Here is a 19835-nt window from a genome sequence, read left to right on the forward strand (position 1 = left end):
GGACCCCGCGAACAGAACCCCCTGAAGCAGAGGAGCGACCGCGTGCGAGTCGGAGTGATCGGCGGCGGACAGCTCGCCCGGATGATGATCCCCGCGGCCATCGAGCTCGGCGTCGACATCCGCGTGCTCGCCGAGGCCGACGGCATGTCGGCGGCGATCGCGGCCGACCGCGTCGGCGACTACACCGATCTCGCGACGGTGCTCGAGTTCGCCCGCGAGGTCGACGTCATCACCTTCGACCACGAGCACGTGCCGCAAGACGTGCTCCGTGCGCTCGTCGACGCGGGCGTGGCCGTGCGCCCCGGCCCCGATCCGCTGCGCTTCGCACAGGACAAGCTGCTCATGCGCGAACGCCTCTCCGAGCTCGGCCTGCCCGTGCCCGACTGGGCGCGCATCGAGTCGCCGGCCGAGCTCGACGAGTTCATCGCGGCGCACGGCGGCGCGGCGGTCGTGAAGACCCCACGCGGCGGCTACGACGGCAAGGGCGTGCGGGTCGTGCGCACCGCGGCCGAGGTCGCCGAATGGTTCGCCGCGGCATCCGAAGACGGTCGTGACGGCGCCCTGCTCGTCGAGGAGCTCGTCGACTTCCGTCGAGAGCTCGCCCAGCTGGTCGCGCGCCGGCCGTCGGGCGAGACCGTCGCCTGGCCGCTGGTCGAGACCGTGCAGGTCGGCGGGGTGTGCAGCGAGGTCATCGCCCCCGCCCCGCATTCGGCCGGCAAGATGTCCGACGTCGCGGCCGAGATCGCGTTCGCCGTCGCCGAGGGGCTCGGGGTGACCGGCGTCATGGCCGTCGAGCTCTTCGAGACGACCGACGAGCGCATCCTCGTGAACGAACTGGCCATGCGCCCGCACAACAGCGGCCACTGGTCGATGGACGGTGCCACCACCGGGCAGTTCGAGCAGCACCTGCGCGCGGTGCTCGACCTGCCGCTCGGCGGCACCGGCACGCACGCCGACTGGTCGGTCATGGTCAACGTGCTCGGCGGGCCCGTCGAGGGATCGCTCGCCGACCGCTACGCCGAGGCGCTCGCGCAGCACCCCACCGTCAAGCTGCACAACTACGGCAAGGCGCCGCGCCCCGGGCGCAAGGTCGGGCACGTCACCGCGATCGGCGACGACCTCGACGCCGTCGTCTACGAGGCGCGCGCCGCCGCGGCGGCCTTCCAGGACTGAGCGGATGCCGGTGGCCGCCCGCGTGCGGCGGCCGGCTCCGGCTTCGCTCATCGGCGACGCCCGCATCGGTGTCGTTGCGGGCATCTCCCAGCGCTCGGCCGTACACTCGATCAAGTGACTGAGACGAACACCGCCCCGCTCGTGGGCGTCGTGATGGGTTCCGACTCCGACTGGAACATCATGCGCGAGGCATCCGCCCTGCTCGACGAGTTCGGCATCGCCCACGAGGTCGAGGTGGTCTCGGCGCACCGCACGCCCGAGAAGATGATCGCCTACGGCAAGCAGGCGGCCTCGCGGGGGCTCAAGGTCATCATCGCGGGTGCCGGCGGAGCCGCGCACCTGCCCGGCATGCTGGCCTCGGTCACCACGCTGCCCGTGGTCGGCGTGCCCGTGCCGCTCTCGCGGCTCGACGGCCTCGACTCGCTGCTCTCGATCGTGCAGATGCCCGCCGGCGTGCCCGTCGCGACCGTGTCGATCGGCGGCGCGAAGAACGCGGGCCTCATCGCCGCGAAGATCCTCGCGACGGCCGACCCCGCGCTCACCGAGGCGCTCGCCGCCTACGCCGAGGCGCTCGCCGCGCTCGTCGAGGAGAAGAACGAACGGTTGAAGTCGACCAGATGACCCTCGCCGCCAGCCCGATCCGGTACCCCGACGCCGCATCGCGCACCGTGATGACCCGGCGCGCGTGGTGGCTCGTCGTGCTCAACTTCCTGGTTCCGGGCTCCGCCCAGGTGCTCGCGGGCGACCGTCGGCTCGGCCGGTTCGGCCTCGGCGCGACGCTCACGCTCTGGACCCTCGCCGTCGTCTCGCTCGTCGTCTGGCTGCTCTGGCCGGCCGTGTTCTACACCGTGATGTCCACGAGCCTCACCCTCTGGATCGTCGCGGCCGTCGCACTCTTCTACGCCGTGCTGTGGGTCGTGCTCACCCTCGACACCCTGCGCCTCGTGCGCCTCGTGAAGACGGCCCCCTCGGCCAGGGCCTGGGTCGCGCTGCTCTCGGTGGCCGCGATGGTGCTCGTCTCCGGAACGGCCGCGTACGGTGCGTTCATCGCGACGACGACGAGCGGATTCCTCTCCTCGGTGTTCGTCGCAGGACCCAGCGAACCGCCGGTCGACGGCCGCTACAACATCCTGCTGCTCGGCGGCGACGCCGGCCCCGACCGCGACGGACTGCGGCCCGACAGCATCCGGGTCATGAGCATCGACGCCGAGACCGGGCAGGCGGTCACCATCGGCCTGCCCCGCAACATGGAGGACGTCCCGTTCAACGAGGACTCCCCGTTGCACGACCTGTACCCCGAGGGCTACGGCGCGATCGACGGCTGCGAGGTCGACGCGTGCATGCTCAACTCGATCTACACCGAGGTCGAGCTGAAGAGTCCCGAGATGTACCCCGATGCCGACGCGAACGGCAGCGAACCGGGCATCGAGGCCATGCGCGACGCCGCAGAGGCCATCACCGGACTCGAGATCCAGTACTACGCGCTCATCGACATGGCGGGGTTCCAGCAGCTCATCGACGCTCTGGGCGGGGTCACCATCACCGTGCCAGAAGACGTGCCGATCCACGCAGACGAGACGTTCACGACCGTCGCCGAGTGGATCCCCGCCGGTGAGCAGCACCTCGACGGCTACCACGCGCTCTGGTACGCGCGCTCGCGGCACGGCACCAGCGACTACGACCGCATGGCCCGCCAGCTGCAGCTGCAGGAGGCGGTGCTCGCCCAGTTCAATCCCGCGAACGTGCTGAGCAAGTTCCAGGACATCGCTGCGGCCGGTGCGCAGGTCGTGAAGACCGATGTGCCGCAGTCGATGCTCGGCTACTTCGTCGACCTGGCGAGCAAGACGAAGGAACTGCCCGTCGTCGATGTCGAACTCGTGCCCGAGAACGGGTTCGACCCCGAGGACCCCGACTACGACTACGCCAGGCAGCTGGTGCAGGAGGCTGTGACGCCGCCAACCGCCGAGCCCGCCGAGTAGCGATCGCGGCAGGCCGGCGACTCCGCCGCGCACCGAACGGATGCCCTCGCGGGGGCCTCAGAGATCGGCGTGCAGCTGCCAGACGCGCTCGGCGGAATCACGCCAGGTGAACGCCTTCGAGCGGTCGTGCCCGGCGATCGTCAGGCGTCGCGCGAGGTCGTGGTCTTCGACGACGCGGGTCACGGCGGAGGCGAGGCGGTCGGCGAAGCCGTCGCCGACACCGATGGGAACCGACAGTGCGGCGCCACCGGCGATCTCCGAATACGCGGGAATCTCGGCGTGCACGACCGGTACGCCGAGCGCGAAGGCCTCGATGAGCGCGGTCCCGGATCCGTCGTCGTGGCTGGGGGCCACGAAGGCGAGCGACCCCGAGACGACCGCGGCCAGGTCGGCCGGGTCGAGTCCGTCGAGGCGGCGGATGCGATCGCCCGCGAGGCCTGCGTCGGTCGCCGCGGTCTCGAGCGGCTCGTCGTCGCTGCTGTCGGGTCCGAGCAGCACCAGCGGCAGGTCGGGCACGCCCGGGCGGGCGAGTGCGTTGAGGAGGTCGCCGATGCCGTACCTCGGCTCGAGCGTGCCTGCAGCCACGAGGTAGGCCGAAGGCAGTCCGAGCCGTGCGCGACGGCCGGCGGCATCGTCGCCCACGACGAGCCCCGACCTCGGGGCCGTCGGGATCACGCGGATGCGGTCGGTGAAGCCGACGAAGCTCGCGAGCTGCTCGGCGAGCGCGTGCGTGGGCACCACGACCGCGTCGGCGTGCTTGTGGGCGCGCTTCATGACGGCCTTCTGCCAGGCTATCGCCGAGGCGCTCAGGGATTCCGGGCTCGTCCACGCGAGCAGGTCGTGCACGGTCACGACCACCTGGTCGCCGTGATCGCGACGGTGACGTCGAAGCGGCGCGAGCAGGCTCGGAGCGTGGATGAACCCGCCGCCTGGCGAGGTGCCGACGCCCAACTGCCACGCGGCCGCGAGTTCACGGCGCGACAGCGACGTCTTGTAGAGCTCGCTCAACCCCGGCACGGTCTCGCGGACGAACGCGTAGTCGCTCTCGGGCGAGGACGAGACGATCCCGGCGACCTCGCATCCGGCGGGAGCGGTCGCGACGAGCGCTCGCGCCAGGTCTGCCGTGTAGCGCCCCAAGGCCCCGGGTGCGGGAGCGACGAGCTGGTCGACGACGAGTCGGAGAGTGGTGGTCACAGAGGTCCTGCCGGTCCGGGGGTTGAGTGCTGCCACCCTATCGGGTGACACGCCGTGGTCAGGCGACGAGTCGGCGAAGCCAACCCGGGATCATCCCGCGTCGGCGGATCAGGCCGTGGAACGTGCCGGTGGTGATCGCGATGAGCTGTGCCAGTCGCTGCGGACCGCTCACGATCGAGGTGACCATGCCGCCCGTCTCGCGCTTCGTGACCTGCAGCACCCAGCGCGGGTGCGTGCGCCAGTACCGGAAGATGAGGTCGATGTTGTTTCGCGCGATGTAGTAGCGCCGGAACGGCGAGTGGTACTGGTACGTGGAGATGCGTCCGTCTGCGTGGCGCATGGGGATCCCGAAGGGGCGCAGCTCGGCGCGCCGGCCGATCGCGTGCCGGATGTCGGTGCCCTTCGCCACGGCGATGCGGAACCCGGCGTCGCGCACGCGGAGGCAGTACTCGGTGTCGACGGTGTCGATCACGAGACGCTCGTCGAACAGGCCGGCCGTCTCGAGGCATGCGCGGCTGATGACGAATCCGGTCTGGATCGCCTCGGGCACCAGCCCGAATCCTTCGGGCGACGTCCAGGTCGGAAGGGCCGGGGCGCCGTTCACGGCGTCGACGCAGACGATGCCGAGGTTCGTGACGGCGTTGGCGCGTGCGAACACGTCGAGCGCAATCGCGACGTAGTCGGCCGGGAGCGTGGTGTCCTGATCGAGGTTCACGACGTAGTCGGCGCCCTCGGCGAGTGCGACCCGCACGCCCTGGTTCAGCGCCGTGGCGATGCCGGCGTTGCGTTCGAGCCGAATCACCGTGTGCCCTGCGTCAGCTGCTGCCGCGAGCACCTCGTCCGCCCCGGGACCCGACCCGTCGTCGACGATGATCACCCGGTCGACCTGTGCCGCGAGCAGACCCAGGCGCGCCTCGAAACCCTCATCGGGGTGGAAGGACGGCACGATCGCGACGACGTTCGGACGGGCGTCGGCATCGAGGGAACGAGGGGGGCGCTGCGAGGGCATTAGGCTAGTTTATGTCCGTCGACGAAAGGAAAGCGCTCGTGACTTCCGCCCCGAAGCAGACTTGGCCGGAAGGACGAACCGACGTGTTGCCGACCGCCGAGCAGGTGCTCGCCGAAGAACGACTCGCGTTCACCGACCGCATCATCGGTCTCGAACAGCAGGTCCGGGAGCTCCAGCAGACGCCGCTCGCGACGCCGAGCGAGGCCGTCGCGATGGAGTCGAGCTACGCGCTCCTGACCTCCACCACCACCTGGCGCGCAGGCCGCGTCGTCATGCTCCCCGTCCGCGTCCTCCGTGCGGTGCAGCGGCGGGTGATCCGTTGAGCGTCGATCCTGCGCTCAGCGCTCGCGTCGAAGCCTGGCTCGACACCGTCGGCAGCACGGTCGACGAGACCGAGGCCGCGATCGCGGGGCTGCGGCAGGCCGGGTTCGCGGCCGAGGGCATCCGGATCGTCGTCGACGATCCCGACGACGCATCGGAGGCGATCGAGCTCGCGCGCGCGGCCGGCCTCGACGTGCTGGTCGACGGCGGCCAGGACTTCGAAGCACGTCTCGCGCAGACGCAGGCGGACACGCTGTTCCTGGTCCGCTGGGGCGTCGTGCGCTCCGACGTGATCCCCAGCGTCGTCGGATTCATGGATCGCAACCCCGGCTCTCCGATGGTGTACGCGGACTCCGCGTCGGTCCAGGGCGTGCCGCTCTTCCGCCCGGTCTCGTCGCCGCTCCGTCTGCGAAGCAACGACTTCCTCGGACCGGTGGTGGCCGTCGAGGTCGAGGCGCTCCGCCGGCTCGGCGGGTTCCGCGCCGAAGCCCGCGGCGCGCACGTGCTCGACCTCGGGCTGCGGTTCTCCGAGCAGGGCGACACGCCCCTGCTGCTGCCGCTGGCGCTCGCGACCGAGAAGGTGCTGAACGACGACGTCGCGGGCGTCTACGACGCCCAGAGCCGGGTGGTGCAGGACTCGCTCGAACGAGTCGGCGTCTCCGGTCGGATCGAGCAGGTCGACACGTTCGTTCGCCGTGTGCACTACGACATCGAGGGCGACCCCCTCGTCTCGATCATCATCCCCACCCGAGGCGGATCCGCGAGGATCGCCGGCAAGGATCGCGTGCTCGTGGTCGAGGCGATCCGCGGCATCGTCGAGCGGTCGACGTACACCAACCTCGAGTTCGTCGTCGTCGCCGACGCCGAGACGCCCGAATCCGTCGTGACCGAGCTCGAGGAGCTCTGCGGTGATCGACTCCGCCTGGTCCTCTGGAGCGAGGCGTTCAACTTCAGTGCCAAGATGAACCGCGGCGCGGCCGTCGCGTCCGGCGAGTACCTGCTCCTGCTCAACGATGATGTCGAGGTCGTGAGCGACGACTGGATCGAGAGCATGCTCGGACTCGCGCAGCAGCGCGGGGTCGGCATCGTCGGCGCGATGCTCTACTTCGAGGACAGCACCATCCAGCACGCGGGCCAGGTCTACACCGGCGGTGTCGCCGGCCACGCCGCGTTCGGCTGGACCGGCGGTCGCGACGACTCGATCAAGTCGCTCGTGACCGACCACGAGGTCTCAGGAGTCACCGCCGCATGCGCGCTCCTCAGCCGTGAGCTCTACTTCGAGATCGGGGGATTCACCCTCGCGCTCCCGGGCAACTACAACGATGTCGACCTGAACATGAAGGTGCGCTCGACCGGCCGTTCGGCCGTGTTCACGCCGTGGGCGAAGCTGTACCACTTCGAGTCCAAGACCCGTGACCCGAAGGTGCTTCCGACCGACATCGAGACGCTCCAGGCGCGGTGGCGACGGCGCATGCTGGTCGAGCTGCACTCGCGCATGCTCTGAGCCGTCGTCGGAAGGGCGCTGCCACGCGCCGAGACCACGAGGAAGCCCCGGCGCGAACAGCTCCGGGGCTTCCTCGATCGACACCGCACTCGGCGGGAATCGCTCAGGCGACGGCTCCGGTGACGACCGCCTCGTGCAGCGCGGCGCGCCAGTCGCGCATCGGCGCGAGCCCGGCGGCAGCCCATGCGTCGTGGCCGAGTACCGAGTAAGCAGGTCGCGGAGCGGGGCGCACGAAACTGGAGCTGTCGGTCGGGGTGATGCGCTCGGGGTCGAGCCCGGACTCCTCGAGCACGGCGCGAGCGAACTCGTACCAGCTCGCCTGACCGCTGTTCGTGCCGTGGTAGATGCCGGCGGGTGCGTCGCCGTCGAGCAGCGCGACGATCTGCGCCGCGAGATCTGCGGTCCACGTGGGCTGGCCGATCTGGTCGTCGACGACCGACCAGGTCTCCTTCGACGCGGCGAGCTTCAGCATCGTGCCCGCGAAGTTCGGGCCGTCTGCTCCGTAGAGCCACGCGGTGCGAACCACGAACGTGCCCTCTGGGTGACGTGCGATCGCGAGCTCCTCGCCCGCGGCCTTGGTGCGGCCGTACGCGTTGATCGGGTCGCGCTGCAGGTCTTCAGGGTAGGGCTCGGTCGCGTTGCCGTCGAACACGTAGTCGGTCGAGATCGTCACGAACCGTGCACCGTGTGCTGCGCACGCGGCGGCGAGGTTGGCCGGGCCGGTCGCATTGACGGCGTAGGCGTCGGCTTCGTGAGACTCGGCGTCGTCGACCTTCGTATAGGCGGACGCGTTGATGACGACATCGTGACCGGCGACCGCGGCGTGCACCGCGGCCTCGTCGGTCACATCGAGCTCCGCGCGAGCGAGTGCCGTGACGTCGCGCCCCTCGAGGGCCCGGAGCAGGTCGTGGCCGAGCATGCCGGCAGCGCCGGTCACCAGGTAGCGCATGGCGCTACTGTCCCTGCTGGCGGTAGCGCGCCTCGGTCGCGTCCTTCTGCGGGGCCCACCACGCCTCGTTGTCGCGGTACCAGGCGATCGTGTCGGCCAGGCCGGACTCGAAATCGGAGAACTGCGGCGACCAGCCGAGCTCGGTGCGGAGCTTCGTCGAGTCGATGGCGTAACGCAGGTCGTGGCCCGGACGGTCGGTCACGAGGTCGTACGCGTCGGGGCTCTGGCCGAGCTGCGAGAGGATGAGCTCGACGACGTCCTTGTTGTTCTTCTCGCCGTCGGCGCCGATGAGGTAGGTCTCGCCGATGACGCCCTTGTCGAGGATCGTGAGGACGGCCGACGAGTGGTCGTTCGCGTGGATCCAGTCGCGCACGTTCTCACCGGTGCCGTACAGCTTCGGTCGCTCGCCGCGGAGCACGTTCGTGATCTGACGGGGGATGAACTTCTCGACGTGCTGGAAGGGACCGTAGTTGTTGGAGCAGTTCGAGATGGTGGCGCGGAGCCCGAACGAGCGCACCCAGGCGCGCACGAGCAGGTCGCTGCCGGCCTTGGTCGAGGAGTAGGGACTCGACGGGTTGTACGGTGTCGCCTCGGTGAACCGCGCAGGGTCGCCGAGCTCGAGGTCGCCGTAGACCTCGTCGGTCGAGATGTGGTGGAACCGGACGTCGTGACGTCGGGCGGCCTCGATGAGGGTGTACGTGCCGATGATGTTCGTCTCGAGGAACGGGCTCGGGTCGTCGAGGGAGTTGTCGTTGTGGCTCTCGGCCGCGTAGTGCACCACGGCGTCGTGCTGCGAGACGAGCTCGTCGACGACCGCTGCGTCAGCGATGTCGCCCTTCACGAACCGGAATCGGTCGGCGGGCAGGCCGTCGAGCGACGCGAGGTTGCCCGCGTAGGTGAGCTTGTCGAGCACCGTCACGAAGTGATCGGTGTTCTCGAGCACGTAGTGGACGAAGTTCGAGCCGATGAAGCCGGCACCGCCGGTGACGAGGAGTTTTGACACCCGGTCATCTTACCCGGCGGGTCGGGTGCCGACCGCGACGAGACCGGTTCCGCGGCGACGGTTGAGACGTTGGAGCACGAGGAACGGGGACGTGCCGATCAGGATCGCGGCACCGAGCAGTCGCGACCTCGGCTGTCCCGTTCGGCCGCTCGCGGCCGTGAAATCCTGGATCGTCGCCTCGGAGGCGGCCACGATCCTTCCGTCGCGACGATTGCGCACCGCCTCGAGCAGGTAGCCCAACGGCCACGCGTAGACCTCGACGCGCACGTCGACCAGGCCGGCCTGCTGCATCAGTTCGCGGAGCGCCTCGGGTTCGTACCTGCGGAAGTGCCCGGAGCGCACGTCGGACGCGCCGAATCGGTGCGCGAACGCGGGCACCGAGAGGAGCACGCGTCCGCCGGGCTTGGCGGCGGCCACCCACTCGCCCAAGGCCGTGGAGTCGTCGTCGATGTGCTCGAGCACCTCGAAGGCGCACACGAGGTCGGCGGGCTCGCCGAGATCGACGCTCGACGGGAACGCGTTCAGCACCCGGCCTCCGGCCGGCGACACGACCTCGGTCGCACGGGCGGCGGATGTGCTGTCGGGTTCGACCCCGAGGTAGTCGCGGCCCGGCGCGAGCCTGGCACCGACCGAGCCCTCGCCGCAGCCGAACTCGATGATCCGGACGGGGTCGATCCGATCGACGTGGCGGCGGACCAGGCTCCATCGGAGGAGGGCCCTCGGGGCGAGCGGCGGCGGTGTCGGGGGCTTTCCCATGCAGAGGAGTCTGTCAGGGATCGGCCGCGAGGAGGAGGGCGGATCGGAAAGTCGGCGAACGGGCTCCTAGACTGGTGAGGCCCTGCACCAGAACCCGGAGGACGAATTGCACGAGCGCCCGGAGCGGAGCATCGCGATCATCACGTGCTACAAGCACCCAGACTACGTGCGCGCGGCTTCGCTGCGCGCCGCAGCGCGGAGCAGCGGCCTCTTCGACGAGGTCGAGGTGGTCAAGAACCGTTCGCGCGGGCTCTCCCGGTATCCGCAGGTCATCGGCGCACTGGTCCGCATGATGCGCCGCCCGCCATCGGCGTACCTGGTGACGTTCCGCGGCTACGAGATCCTCCCGTTCGTGCTGCTCCTCTCCCGAGGGCGTCCCGTCTACTACGACGAGTTCATCAACCCGGTCGAGTGGTTCGTGCACGAGCACGGCAAGTTCCGCGAGGGTTCGATTCCCGCACGCCTGATGCGGTCGTTCTTCCGGCGCCTGATGCTCCGCTCCGCCGGCGTGCTCACCGACACCGAGTCCCACGCCGATCGTTCGGCCGAACTCATGGACCTGCCGCGGTCGCTCTTCACGGCCGTGCCGGTGGGAACCGACGAGGCGGCGTTCCGGCCCGCTGTCGACGAGGGTGCCGCGCGGGCGTCGGGCACGGGCGACGGCGTCTTCCGGGTGCTCTACTACGGCTCGATGCTGCCGTTGCACGGACTCGAGGTCGTGCTCGAGGCGGCCGAGCAGCTGGCGGGCGAGTCCGGCATCGCGTTCGGCTTCGTCGGCGGGGACGACGCCGATGCCGCGCTCGTCGAGCGGGCGCGGGCGGCGGGCGCGCAGGTCGAGCACCGCGCGTGGGTGCCGTACGAGGAATTGCCGCAACTGTTCGCCCGACACGACCTGATGCTCGGGGGGCCGTTCGGCGGCACCGAGCAGGCCCAGTACGTCATCACGGGCAAGACCTACCAGTTCCTGGCGTCCGCACTGCCGGTCGTGGTCGGCGCGAATCTCGAGAGCGGTGTCCTCACCGACCGCGTCGACGCCCTGATCGTGCCCCAATCGGACCCGGCCGCGCTCGCGCAGACGATCCGATGGGCGCGCGAGCACGGGTCGGAGCTCGACCGCATCGGAGCGAACGGTCGGGCCACCTACGAGCGGCTATTCTCCGTCGACCGCGTCGCCGACCGGCTGCGCATCGCTCTTGGTGCGGAGCATGCGGCCGAGGTGGAACATGCTCGAGATGCCGAAGAGCACCGCCAGGAATAGCGCGTAGAACGCCCGGTCGACGATGCCCGCGGCGACGATGATGTCCAGCGGCACGCCGTGCAGTCCCTGGGCGAACACCAGGAACGCCTCGCGGATGCCGATCGCGCCGGGCGTGATCGAGACGAACAGCGACAGGTTGGCGCTGCCCGAATACACGAGGATCTGCATCGGCGAGTACTCGCCCGGCGAGCTCACCGCAGCGATCTCGACGCCGAAGATGACCGTCATCAGCGCGAACTGCACGATCGTGACGAGGGCGATGGCGACGACCCACGGCCAGGCGTGCACGAGCGACATGCGTCGCACCGCGACGATCACGACCACGATGCCGACGACGACGATCAGGGCGGACAGCCACGGCATGGTCGTCAGGAACAGGGCGGCGGCGTTGATCACGCCGAACACGAAGAAGTAGTACACCGTGGCGAGCAGGTAGTCGCGGAACCGCATGCCGATGCGCGACTTGAGATACACCGCACGGATGCCGGGGCCGCTCTGCATCGGGCCGAAGAAGTTCGACACCGTCGAGTAGACGGTGAGCAGGAAGCTCTCGCCGACCGGGAGCCTCGCTCCGGCGAGGCGCACCGTCGACACGAGGACGCCGAAGTGGGTCACCAGGACGGCGCTGTAGAGCACCAGCAGCAGGGCGAGGTTCGCCCAGCCGATCGCCAGGGCGTCGATGACGATGCCCGGGTTCAACGCCACGTACGTCGCGAGCAGTGCCGTGAAGGTCACCAGGATGGCGATCGCGAGCGCACGCTTGTGCGCTCGGATCCACGCCACCGGGCGCGACGCGACGATCCGCTCCCAGAGCCTCCTGGCCCGGGCGAGCCCGTCAGCGACCGTAGCGTTCATGCTTCAGCAGCGTGAGTGCGTCTTCGTTCAGCGAGCGAACGATCCTGATGAGGTCGGCGATGACGCCGAGCGCCATCGAGAGGAGCGCGCCGATCGCCAGGATCATGCCGATCATCAGCGACTGGAGGTTCTCGCCCTGCGTGCCGAGGACCACGAGGGCGAGGTACCGCACGAACGGCACCAGGGCGCAGATCGCGAGGAGCGCGCTCAACCAGGAGAACAGCACGTACGGGCGGTACATGAGATACGAGCGGAGGATGGCGGAGCCCGATCGGAACATGTGCTGCCAGATGTTCTTGAACAGCCGCGACTCGCGGGTCTTCGCGTTGGTCTCGACCGGGACGCTCACGATCGCCATGCGCTTGTAGCCGGCCTGGATGATCGTCTCCATGCAGTAGCTGAACCGCGTGACGATGTTCAGGCGGATCAGCGCGGAGGCCGTGTACGCGCGGAAGCCGCTCGCCGCGTCGGGGAGGTCGGTGCTGGCCGCCTTGTTGACGACCCAGCTGCCGAAGCGCTGCATGACCTTCTTGAACGGCGAGAAGTGCGTGATCTTGCTGGTCTGCCGGTCGGCGATGACGATGTCCGCCCGGTCCTCCATGATCGGCTTCAGCAGGTCGGGGATGCGGTCCTGGGGGTACTGGTTGTCGCCGTCGGTGTTGACGACCACGTCGGCGCCGTGGCGGAGCGCGTAGTCGACGCCGTCGGCGAAGGACTGCGCGAGGCCCATGTTGCGGGCGTGCCTGACGAAGTGGGTGACTCCGTGTTCACGTGCGATCTCGATCGTGCGATCGGTCGAGCCGTCGTCGATGACCAGGATCTCGATGGAGTCGACGCCCGGGATCGATTTTGGGATCGACTGGAGGACGAGGGGGAGGGTCTCCTCCTCGTTGAGGCAGGGGATCTGAACGAATACGCGCATGAACACTCTCGGAAAGCAGGGAAGCCCCGGGGGGTCGCGGGGCTCGCGTCATCATACCCGCTCAGATCGAGCGGGAACCGGGCCGCGGCTCGGGCCGACTACACTCATTGAGCCGACCGGTGCACCCGAACCGGTCGTTCGAAGAGCGCCTGCCGAGACATCCGCGCGGAAAGCACCCGGCTCCGTACACCCCGGCACGCGCGCATGACGGAGGAACTGCATGAAGGCCGTGTCGACCAGGCGACGCTCCGCGATCACCCTGATCACCGAAGTCGTCGCATGGGGTGCGCTCGTGGTGTTCACCGTCCTGTCGCTCGGCAGCTCGCTCATCGGCACCAGCACATTCCTGCGCACCGACATGTTCGCCAACTGGGCGCCGTGGACCTCGACCCTCGAGGACAGCCCGCTGCAGTTGCCGTTCTGGGGCGACACCGTCGACTCCGGCGCGTCGCAGACCATGCTCCTCACCGAGAGCGCCCACGATGGCGTGCTCGCCGAATGGAACCCGTACGTCGCGGGCGGCGCGGAGCTCGGCGGCCTGCCGAACTCCGGCGCGTACTCTCCGCTCTCTGCGCCGTGGTGGATCCTCCCGTCCGAGTTCGCGCCCGCCGCCGTGAAGGTCCTCGAGATCGCCGTGATCGCCGTCGGCATGTCGCTGCTGCTGCGACGCCTCGGCGCGAAACGCGTGACCTGGCCGCTGGCGGCGTTGGCCTACGCCTCGAGCGGCTTCATGATCGCCTGGACGAACTGGCCGCAGACGAGGGTCGCGGCGCTCGTGCCGCTGCTCTTCTGGGCCCTCGACCGGGCCGCCGTCCGACGACGCGCCCGCGACGCGGTGCCCGTCGCGGCTGCACTGGCCGGCATGCTGCTCGGCGGGTTCCCGGCCGTCGTCGCCTACGCGCTGTACGCCGGCGGAGCCTACGTGCTCGTCCGGGCGGCCGCGACATCCGGGCGTGTGAAGGCCGTGCTGCGTGCGAGCATCGTCGCCCTCGCGGGCGTGGTCGGCGGTGTGCTGCTGTCGGCCTGGCAGATCGTGCCCTTCGCGATCAACGCGGCCAACGTGATCGACTTCGGCGTCCGCGAACAGACCGGCGACAGCCATTCCGCATTCTGGAACCTCGCCTCGGCGTTCGTCCCGGACATCAACGGCGGCCCCGACGGCGTCGGCATCTGGCGCCAGGGCCATCCCATCGAGGCGTTCTCGTACGCCGGCATCGCGGTCGTCGGTCTGGCCGCCTGCGCGGTCGTGATCCGCGCGCGCCGGCGCTCGCGGGTGTCCGCCGTCGGGTTCTTCGCGACCGCGCTCGCGATCTGCGTCGTGCTGACCTACGTCGGCGGGTTCGCACTCGAGCTGGCGCAGGAACTGCCGATCATGTCGACCAACTCGATCGGCCGGCTGCGTTCGATCATCGGCTTCTTCGTGGCGGTGCTCGCCGCCCTCGGAATGAGCAAGCTCCTCGACCCCGTTCCGCTGAAGGTCGAGTGGCGCCTCGCACGGGCGAGCCGCACCCACCTGATCGGGCTGGTCCTGCGCATCGTGTTCGCCATCGCGCTCGCCGTCGGCACGGTCGTGATCGTGCGCGAGGCCTACGACCAGGTGCCGCTCGACGACCGCTTCGCGATGCTGCGCCATCAGGCCAGGTGGATCGCCGCCGGCGCGCTCGTCGTGATCGCGCTCGTCATCGGCGCATACCTCTGGACCCGGCGCGCCCAGCCGGTCCGGGTCCTCGTGACCGTGGCGGCGCTCGCGGTCGTCACGACCGTGCCCGCGGTCGGGGTGACCGACCTCTGGTGGAAGACGAGCAGGCTCGACACCTTCTTCGTGGTGACCGACACCCATGAGTTCCTCGCAGACGAGCTCGGCGGATCCCGATACGCGACGGTCAACAACGCCATGATGCCCGGATCGAGCTCGGCCTACCGGCTGCGCGCCGTCGACGGGCACGCCTTCCACACGACCCAGTGGCGCGACCTGCTGCTGGCCGTCGACCCCGACATGATGCCGACACCCACCTACTCGTCGATGAACGGCGACAACCTGCCCGAGTCGATCACCTCGCCGGTGCTCGACCGACTCGCCGTCGAGTACGTCGTGGCCCCGCCAGGACTGCCCGTGATCGGCTCGACCGAGACCCCGGGGCCGGCAACCGGCACCGTCGCGCTCGCATCGGGCGAATCGGCCTCCACCGCGGTCGGCACCGGTCCGCTCCGCGGACTGGTCCTCACCGCGCCCGAGCAGCTCGGCGGAGCCAACGGCATCCGCCTGAACGTCGATCTCCTGGCCGCCGACGGAAGCACGATCACGTCCACGTCGACGTGGATGCCGCACGCCCAGAACGAGGTGCGGATCGCCGTCATGGGAGACGACCTCGATGCCTCCACGCAGTGGACGGCGCGGGTGACCGTCGAGGGCGACGACCTCCGCGGTGCGTTCGCGACCGCGGACGACGGCACGCTGACCGCCGCGATCGTGCGACCCGAAGCCGACGGACTGCGCATCGCGCACACGGGGGACTCGACGGTCTACGAGCGCACCACCGCGCTCGACCGCGTGCGATGGGCGTCCGATTCGATCGTCGAGGAGGATTCCGATCGACAGGTCGAGATGCTCGCGTCCGGCGAGATCGGCGACGACACCGTGCTGCTCGACGACGCGGCCGACGAACAGCCCACCGAGCCCGGGTCGAGCGCGACCGTCGTGGAGACCGACGGCGACGACCGCATGCAGCTGCAGGTCGACGCCGACGGACCCGGCTGGGTCGTCGTCGCCGACTCCCTCGACCGACCGGGCTGGTCGGCGACGCTCGACGGCGAGCCCGTCGAGTTGGCCGGCGCCGAGCACGCCGCGGCGGCCGTGCACGTCGACGAGGCGGGGCAGCACGAGATCGTGCTCGAGTACCGCACCCCCGGTCTGACGGCCGGGATCGCGGTCACCGCGCTGACACTGCTGGGCCTGCTGGCCTGGGGCATCGTCGGCTTCGTGGTCCGGCGCCGTCGGAGCTGATCGCCGGGGCCGCGCCCCACGGCCCGCTCTCGACGTGCGCAGGCCCGCTCGTGGCGTCCGCACGGTCGGGCGCCGCGAGAGCGCTCAGTGCGCCGACATCCTCGCCCGTACGCCGAGGCCCACGCGGAGCACCTGCCGCAGCGGCCAGAGCCACCAGCCGTGGTACCGCTTCTCGAGGAACCGGTACGCGCTGTCGTGGTGGGCGCGCGTCATCGCCGTGAGCGACTTCTCGGTGGAGTGCGCGCCGGTGTGCACGACCGACGCGTGCGGTTCGTACCGGTTGCGGTAGCCGGCATCGAGGAGCCTCGCCCCGAGGTCGACGTCCTCGAAGTACATGAAGAAGCCGTCGTCGAAGCCGTCGATCTCGTCGAAGGCCGAACGGCGCACCAGCACGCACGCGCCGGAGAGCCATTCGGCGTCACGGGGTACCGGAGCCTCGTTCGAGCGCCGGTAGGCGGCGGTGAACGGGTTGCCCGGCCAGATGTTGCGCAGCGCTGCGTGACCCGTGCCGCTCAGCAGCCGCGGAAGCTGACGCGCCGAGGGGTAGACCGTGCCGTCTTCGTCGGTGATGAGCGGGCCGATCGAGCCGATCGCGGCATCGTCTGCGGCCGCGAGCAGGCGGTCGATGGATGTCGCGCCCAACGTGACGTCGGGGTTGACGACCAGCACCCACTCGGTGTCGGCGCCGAACGCCCGCACGGCCGCGTTGACGGCTCCTCCGTAGCCGGGATTCGGCAGCGCCAGGTACTCGGCTCCGGCGTCGGCCGCGATCGTGCGGACGGACTCGGTGCCGAGGTTGTCTGCGACGACGATGCGCACCGGCTGGGAGGTCGCGTCCGCGACGGACTCGAGCAGGCCGGGGAGGACGGCATCGGAACCGTAGCTCACAGTGACCACGAGCACGCGTGGGGGAGGAGTGCGTTCGTTCATCAAGACACCGATCATAGGCGGTTCCGCTGTGCGACGACGGCGTCCGCGCGCCCGCGCCCGCGCACCCCGTGCGGCACTCGGGCGGTGCCCGCACGAAACGGTCGCGAGTCGGCGCGATGGTAGGATTGCGCGGTGCAGATCCGCGAACTGAAGATCCCCGACAGCTACGAGATCACGCCGAAGCAGTTCCCGGACGACCGGGGAGTCTTCCTCGAGTGGTACCGCTTCGATCGACTCGCCGAAGCGGTCGGACATCCGCTCGACCTCGCTCAGGGCAACACCTCCGTCTCGAAGCGCGGTGTGGTGCGCGGCATCCACTTCGCCGACGTCCCCCCGAGCCAGGCGAAGTACGTGACCGCCACGCACGGCGCCGTGCTCGACTTCGTGATCGACATCCGGGTCGGTTCGCCGACGTTCGGTCAGTGGGACTCCGTGCTGCTCGACGACGTCGACCGCCGCGCGATCTACATCTCCGAGGGACTCGGCCACTGCTTCGTCGCGCTCACCGACGACGCGACCGTGAGCTACCTGGTCACGTCGACGTTCAACGCCGGCCGCGAGCACGGCATCAACCCCCTCGACCCCGACGTCGCGCTCGACTTCGGTCTCCCGATCGAAGAGCTCCTGCTCTCGCCCAAGGACACCGAGGCACCGAGCCTCGCCGAGGCCGCTGCGAGCGGGCTCCTGCCCACCTGGGAAGCGGCGCGGGCCTACTACACGGAACTGAACGGAGCTCGCTGATGCGCGGCATCATCCTCGCCGGTGGGTCCGGCACCCGACTCTGGCCGATCACCAAGGGCATCTCCAAGCAGCTGATGCCCATCTACGACAAGCCGATGATCTACTACCCCCTGTCGACGCTCATGATGGCCGGCATCCGCGAGATCCTCATCATCACGACGCCCGAGTACAACGACCAGTTCAAGGCGCTCCTCGGCGACGGCTCCCAGCTGGGCATCCGGCTCGAGTACGCCGTGCAGCCGTCGCCCGACGGACTCGCGCAGGCGTTCATCATCGGCGAGGAGTTCATCGGCGACGAGTCTGTGGCCCTCGTGCTGGGCGACAACATCTTCCACGGCACCGGCCTGGGCTCCTCGCTCCGCGACAACGGCGAGATCGAGGGCGGCCTCGTCTTCGCGTACCACGTGTCGAACCCGAAGGCGTACGGCGTGGTCGAGTTCGACGACGACATGCGGGCGATCTCGATCGAAGAGAAGCCCGCGGAGCCCAAGAGCAACTATGCGGTGCCCGGGCTCTACTTCTACGACAACTCCGTCGTCGAGATCGCGAAGACGATCGAGCCGAGTGAACGCGGCGAACTCGAGATCTCGACGGTCAACGAGCGCTACCTGAACGACGGCAAGCTGCAGGTGCAGGTGCTCGCGCGCGGCACCGCGTGGCTCGACACCGGCACGTTCGAATCGATGATGCAGGCGTCCGACTACGTGCGCGTGATCGAGGACCGCCAGGGATTCAAGATCGGATGCATCGAGGAGATCGCGTTCCGCGCCGGATGGATCGACGACCGTCAGCTCGAGGAGCTCGCCCGCCCGCTCGTGAAGAGCGGGTACGGCAACTACCTGGTGACGCTGGCCCAGTCGGAGCGCCGAGGCTGAGCGGCCGCGCGCCGGTCGGCATCCCACCGATCGGCGCGACCCGCTGAAACGAGGACGGCGGCGATGTCATCGACATCGCCGCCGTCGTCGTCTCGGTCGGTCCCGTTCTCGCGATCAGGCCCGGATGGGGTGGCTCTGCGACACCTCGAGCGTCGCGTCGAACTGCACCATGCCGGCTCCATGCGGATCGGCCTCGAAGTCGAGGTACCCGGCGGGATCCATCTGGTCGACCGTGAGCCCGTCGAGGGTGGTCGCCCCGGCGCTCACGATCAGGCGATCGCGCCCGAAGTTCGCCGACGGCAGGCGGAACCGGACGGTGTAGACGCCTCGTTCGGTCGGCAGATCGATCCCGAAGCCCTCGGTGTTGAGCCGGTAGACCATGGTGCCCAGCACGGACGAGAGCGTGAAGCCGGTGATCCACTCCATCGGCTCGATGACCTCTGCGCGCACCTCGATGTCGAGGGTCGTGTTGCGGGGGATCGCCTTCTGGTCGAGCCTGCGGCCCGCGGCATCACTGATGACGACGTCGAGCACCTTCACTCGGCCGGGAGGCGGTGCGCTGGGCGCGCCTTCCTCCTCGGAGACGGCGGCGCGGACCGCAGCGGCCTCCTGCGCCATGATGCGATCACGCTCGTAGCCCTCGCGGAGGACGCGGATGCCCTCGCCGACCCCGCCGTCGTGGACGACGCTGCCCCCGTCGAGGACGATCGTGCGGCTGCACACCTCCGCGACCTGTTCGGCGGAGTGGCTCACGAGGAGGATCGATCGGCCTTCGCGCTGGAACTGGCGGATCTTGGCCATGCACTTCTGCTGGAACGGTTCGTCGCCGACGGCGAGCACCTCGTCGACGAGGAGGAGATCGGGGTCGGAATGCACCGCGACCGCGAACGCCAGACGCACGTACATGCCCGATGAGTAGAACTTGACCTGGGAGTCGATGAACTCGCCGATGCCCGAGAAGTCGACGATGTCGTCGAAGACCTTGTCGGTGTCGGCCGTCGACATACCGAGGATCGCGGCGTTGAGGTAGACGTTCTCGCGCCCCGACAGGTCGGGATGGAATCCCGCGCCGAGCTCGAGCAGCGCGGCGACCCGTCCGCGCCGGTACACGTGGCCCGAGGTCGCGTCGATGATGCCGCCGACCACCTTGAGCAGCGTGCTCTTGCCGGAGCCGTTGTGGCCGATGATGCCGACGGTCTCTCCGAGGCCGAGCTCGAAGTCGACGTCGCGGAGTGCCCAGAAGTCGGACTTGGACGACTCCCGGTGACGGAAGTAGAGGACGCGATCCTTGAGCGACTTGTCCTTGTGCAGGACGAATCGCTTGGAGACCCCCGCCACGCGCGCGATGGGTTCGGTGTTCAT

18 protein-coding genes are annotated in these 19835 nt (G+C 69.5%); 9 read left to right on the plus strand and 9 right to left on the minus strand.

Annotation, left to right across the window (positions count from 1 at the left end):
• Positions 1-21: 21 nt before the first annotated feature.
• From BM342_RS16255 to BM342_RS16265, 3 genes are all read left to right on the plus strand, one after another.
• Positions 22-1173, plus strand: coding sequence for a 5-(carboxyamino)imidazole ribonucleotide synthase (locus BM342_RS16255; protein WP_092968751.1), 1152 nt, complete (start codon positions 22-24; stop codon positions 1171-1173).
• A gap of 153 nt (positions 1174-1326) precedes the next feature.
• Positions 1327-1794, plus strand: a complete 468-nt coding sequence (gene purE, locus BM342_RS16260; RefSeq protein ID WP_092968753.1) for a 5-(carboxyamino)imidazole ribonucleotide mutase — start codon at positions 1327-1329, stop codon at positions 1792-1794.
• On the plus strand, positions 1791-3152 hold the full coding sequence (locus BM342_RS16265; protein WP_092967999.1) for an LCP family protein: 1362 nt from the start codon (positions 1791-1793) through the stop codon (positions 3150-3152). The genes purE and BM342_RS16265 overlap by 4 nt, the downstream gene beginning before the upstream one ends.
• Positions 3153-3209: 57 nt before the next feature.
• Here BM342_RS16265 and BM342_RS16270 read toward each other — a convergent pair whose 3' ends face one another.
• Positions 3210-4346 carry a glycosyltransferase family 4 protein gene (locus BM342_RS16270; protein WP_177232225.1) on the minus strand — a complete coding sequence of 379 codons (1137 nt, stop codon included), beginning with the start codon at positions 4344-4346 and terminating at the stop codon, positions 3210-3212.
• 58 nt (positions 4347-4404) lie between these two features.
• On the minus strand, positions 4405-5355 hold the full coding sequence (locus tag BM342_RS16275; RefSeq protein WP_092968755.1) for a glycosyltransferase: 951 nt from the start codon (positions 5353-5355) through the stop codon (positions 4405-4407).
• An 83-nt stretch (positions 5356-5438) separates the two neighbouring features.
• Here BM342_RS16275 and BM342_RS20030 point away from each other — a divergent pair, with 83 nt between their 5' ends.
• Both BM342_RS20030 and BM342_RS16280 read left to right on the plus strand, forming a co-directional pair.
• Entirely contained in the window at positions 5439-5678 is a 240-nt protein-coding gene (locus BM342_RS20030) for a hypothetical protein (RefSeq protein ID WP_177232226.1), read from the plus strand.
• Complete coding sequence (locus tag BM342_RS16280) at positions 5675-7180, plus strand: glycosyltransferase family 2 protein (RefSeq protein WP_177232227.1); 1506 nt, start codon at positions 5675-5677, stop codon at positions 7178-7180. The genes BM342_RS20030 and BM342_RS16280 overlap by 4 nt, the downstream gene beginning before the upstream one ends.
• Before the next feature lie 103 nt (positions 7181-7283).
• Here BM342_RS16280 and rfbD read toward each other — a convergent pair whose 3' ends face one another.
• Genes rfbD through BM342_RS16295 form a run of 3 tightly spaced genes read right to left on the minus strand, consistent with a single transcriptional unit; the run spans position 7284 to position 9888 of the window.
• Entirely contained in the window at positions 7284-8129 is an 846-nt protein-coding gene (gene rfbD / locus BM342_RS16285) for a dTDP-4-dehydrorhamnose reductase (RefSeq protein WP_092968005.1), read from the minus strand.
• A gap of 4 nt (positions 8130-8133) precedes the next feature.
• A complete protein-coding gene (gene rfbB, locus BM342_RS16290) occupies positions 8134-9132 on the minus strand; it encodes a dTDP-glucose 4,6-dehydratase (RefSeq protein WP_092968007.1) in 999 nt (332 codons plus the stop codon).
• Positions 9133-9141: 9 nt separating this feature from the next.
• Positions 9142-9888, minus strand: coding sequence for a class I SAM-dependent methyltransferase (locus BM342_RS16295; protein ID WP_092968009.1), 747 nt, complete (start codon positions 9886-9888; stop codon positions 9142-9144).
• Positions 9889-9994: 106 nt separating this feature from the next.
• Here BM342_RS16295 and BM342_RS16300 point away from each other — a divergent pair, with 106 nt between their 5' ends.
• Positions 9995-11146, plus strand: coding sequence for a glycosyltransferase (locus tag BM342_RS16300; RefSeq protein WP_092968011.1), 1152 nt, complete (start codon positions 9995-9997; stop codon positions 11144-11146).
• On the opposite strand, the gene BM342_RS19695 is transcribed toward BM342_RS16300, so the two are convergent.
• Complete coding sequence (locus BM342_RS19695) at positions 11039-12001, minus strand: hypothetical protein (protein ID WP_143109913.1); 963 nt, start codon at positions 11999-12001, stop codon at positions 11039-11041. The genes BM342_RS16300 and BM342_RS19695 overlap by 108 nt on opposite strands.
• A complete protein-coding gene (locus BM342_RS16310) occupies positions 11982-12923 on the minus strand; it encodes a glycosyltransferase family 2 protein (RefSeq protein ID WP_092968757.1) in 942 nt (313 codons plus the stop codon). The genes BM342_RS19695 and BM342_RS16310 overlap by 20 nt, the downstream gene beginning before the upstream one ends.
• Before the next feature lie 220 nt (positions 12924-13143).
• On the opposite strand from BM342_RS16310, the gene BM342_RS16315 reads away from it, so the two are divergent.
• Positions 13144-15927 carry a hypothetical protein gene (locus BM342_RS16315; protein ID WP_092968014.1) on the plus strand — a complete coding sequence of 928 codons (2784 nt, stop codon included), beginning with the start codon at positions 13144-13146 and terminating at the stop codon, positions 15925-15927.
• Positions 15928-16011: 84 nt separating this feature from the next.
• Here BM342_RS16315 and BM342_RS16320 read toward each other — a convergent pair whose 3' ends face one another.
• Positions 16012-16857, minus strand: coding sequence for a glycosyltransferase family 2 protein (locus BM342_RS16320; RefSeq protein WP_092968758.1), 846 nt, complete (start codon positions 16855-16857; stop codon positions 16012-16014).
• A gap of 132 nt (positions 16858-16989) precedes the next feature.
• Here BM342_RS16320 and BM342_RS16325 point away from each other — a divergent pair, with 132 nt between their 5' ends.
• Positions 16990-17598: a dTDP-4-dehydrorhamnose 3,5-epimerase family protein gene (locus tag BM342_RS16325; protein ID WP_092968016.1), complete on the plus strand. Its 609-nt coding sequence runs from the start codon at positions 16990-16992 to the stop codon at positions 17596-17598.
• Positions 17598-18473 carry a glucose-1-phosphate thymidylyltransferase RfbA gene (rfbA, locus tag BM342_RS16330; RefSeq protein WP_092968018.1) on the plus strand — a complete coding sequence of 292 codons (876 nt, stop codon included), beginning with the start codon at positions 17598-17600 and terminating at the stop codon, positions 18471-18473. The genes BM342_RS16325 and rfbA overlap by 1 nt, the downstream gene beginning before the upstream one ends.
• Positions 18474-18587: 114 nt before the next feature.
• Here the strand turns inward: rfbA and BM342_RS16335 are convergent, their stop codons facing one another.
• Entirely contained in the window at positions 18588-19835 is a 1248-nt protein-coding gene (locus BM342_RS16335) for an ABC transporter ATP-binding protein (protein WP_092968020.1), read from the minus strand.

The sequence above is a fragment of the Agromyces sp. CF514 genome (assembly GCF_900113185.1).
Lineage (GTDB): Bacteria > Actinomycetota > Actinomycetes > Actinomycetales > Microbacteriaceae > Agromyces.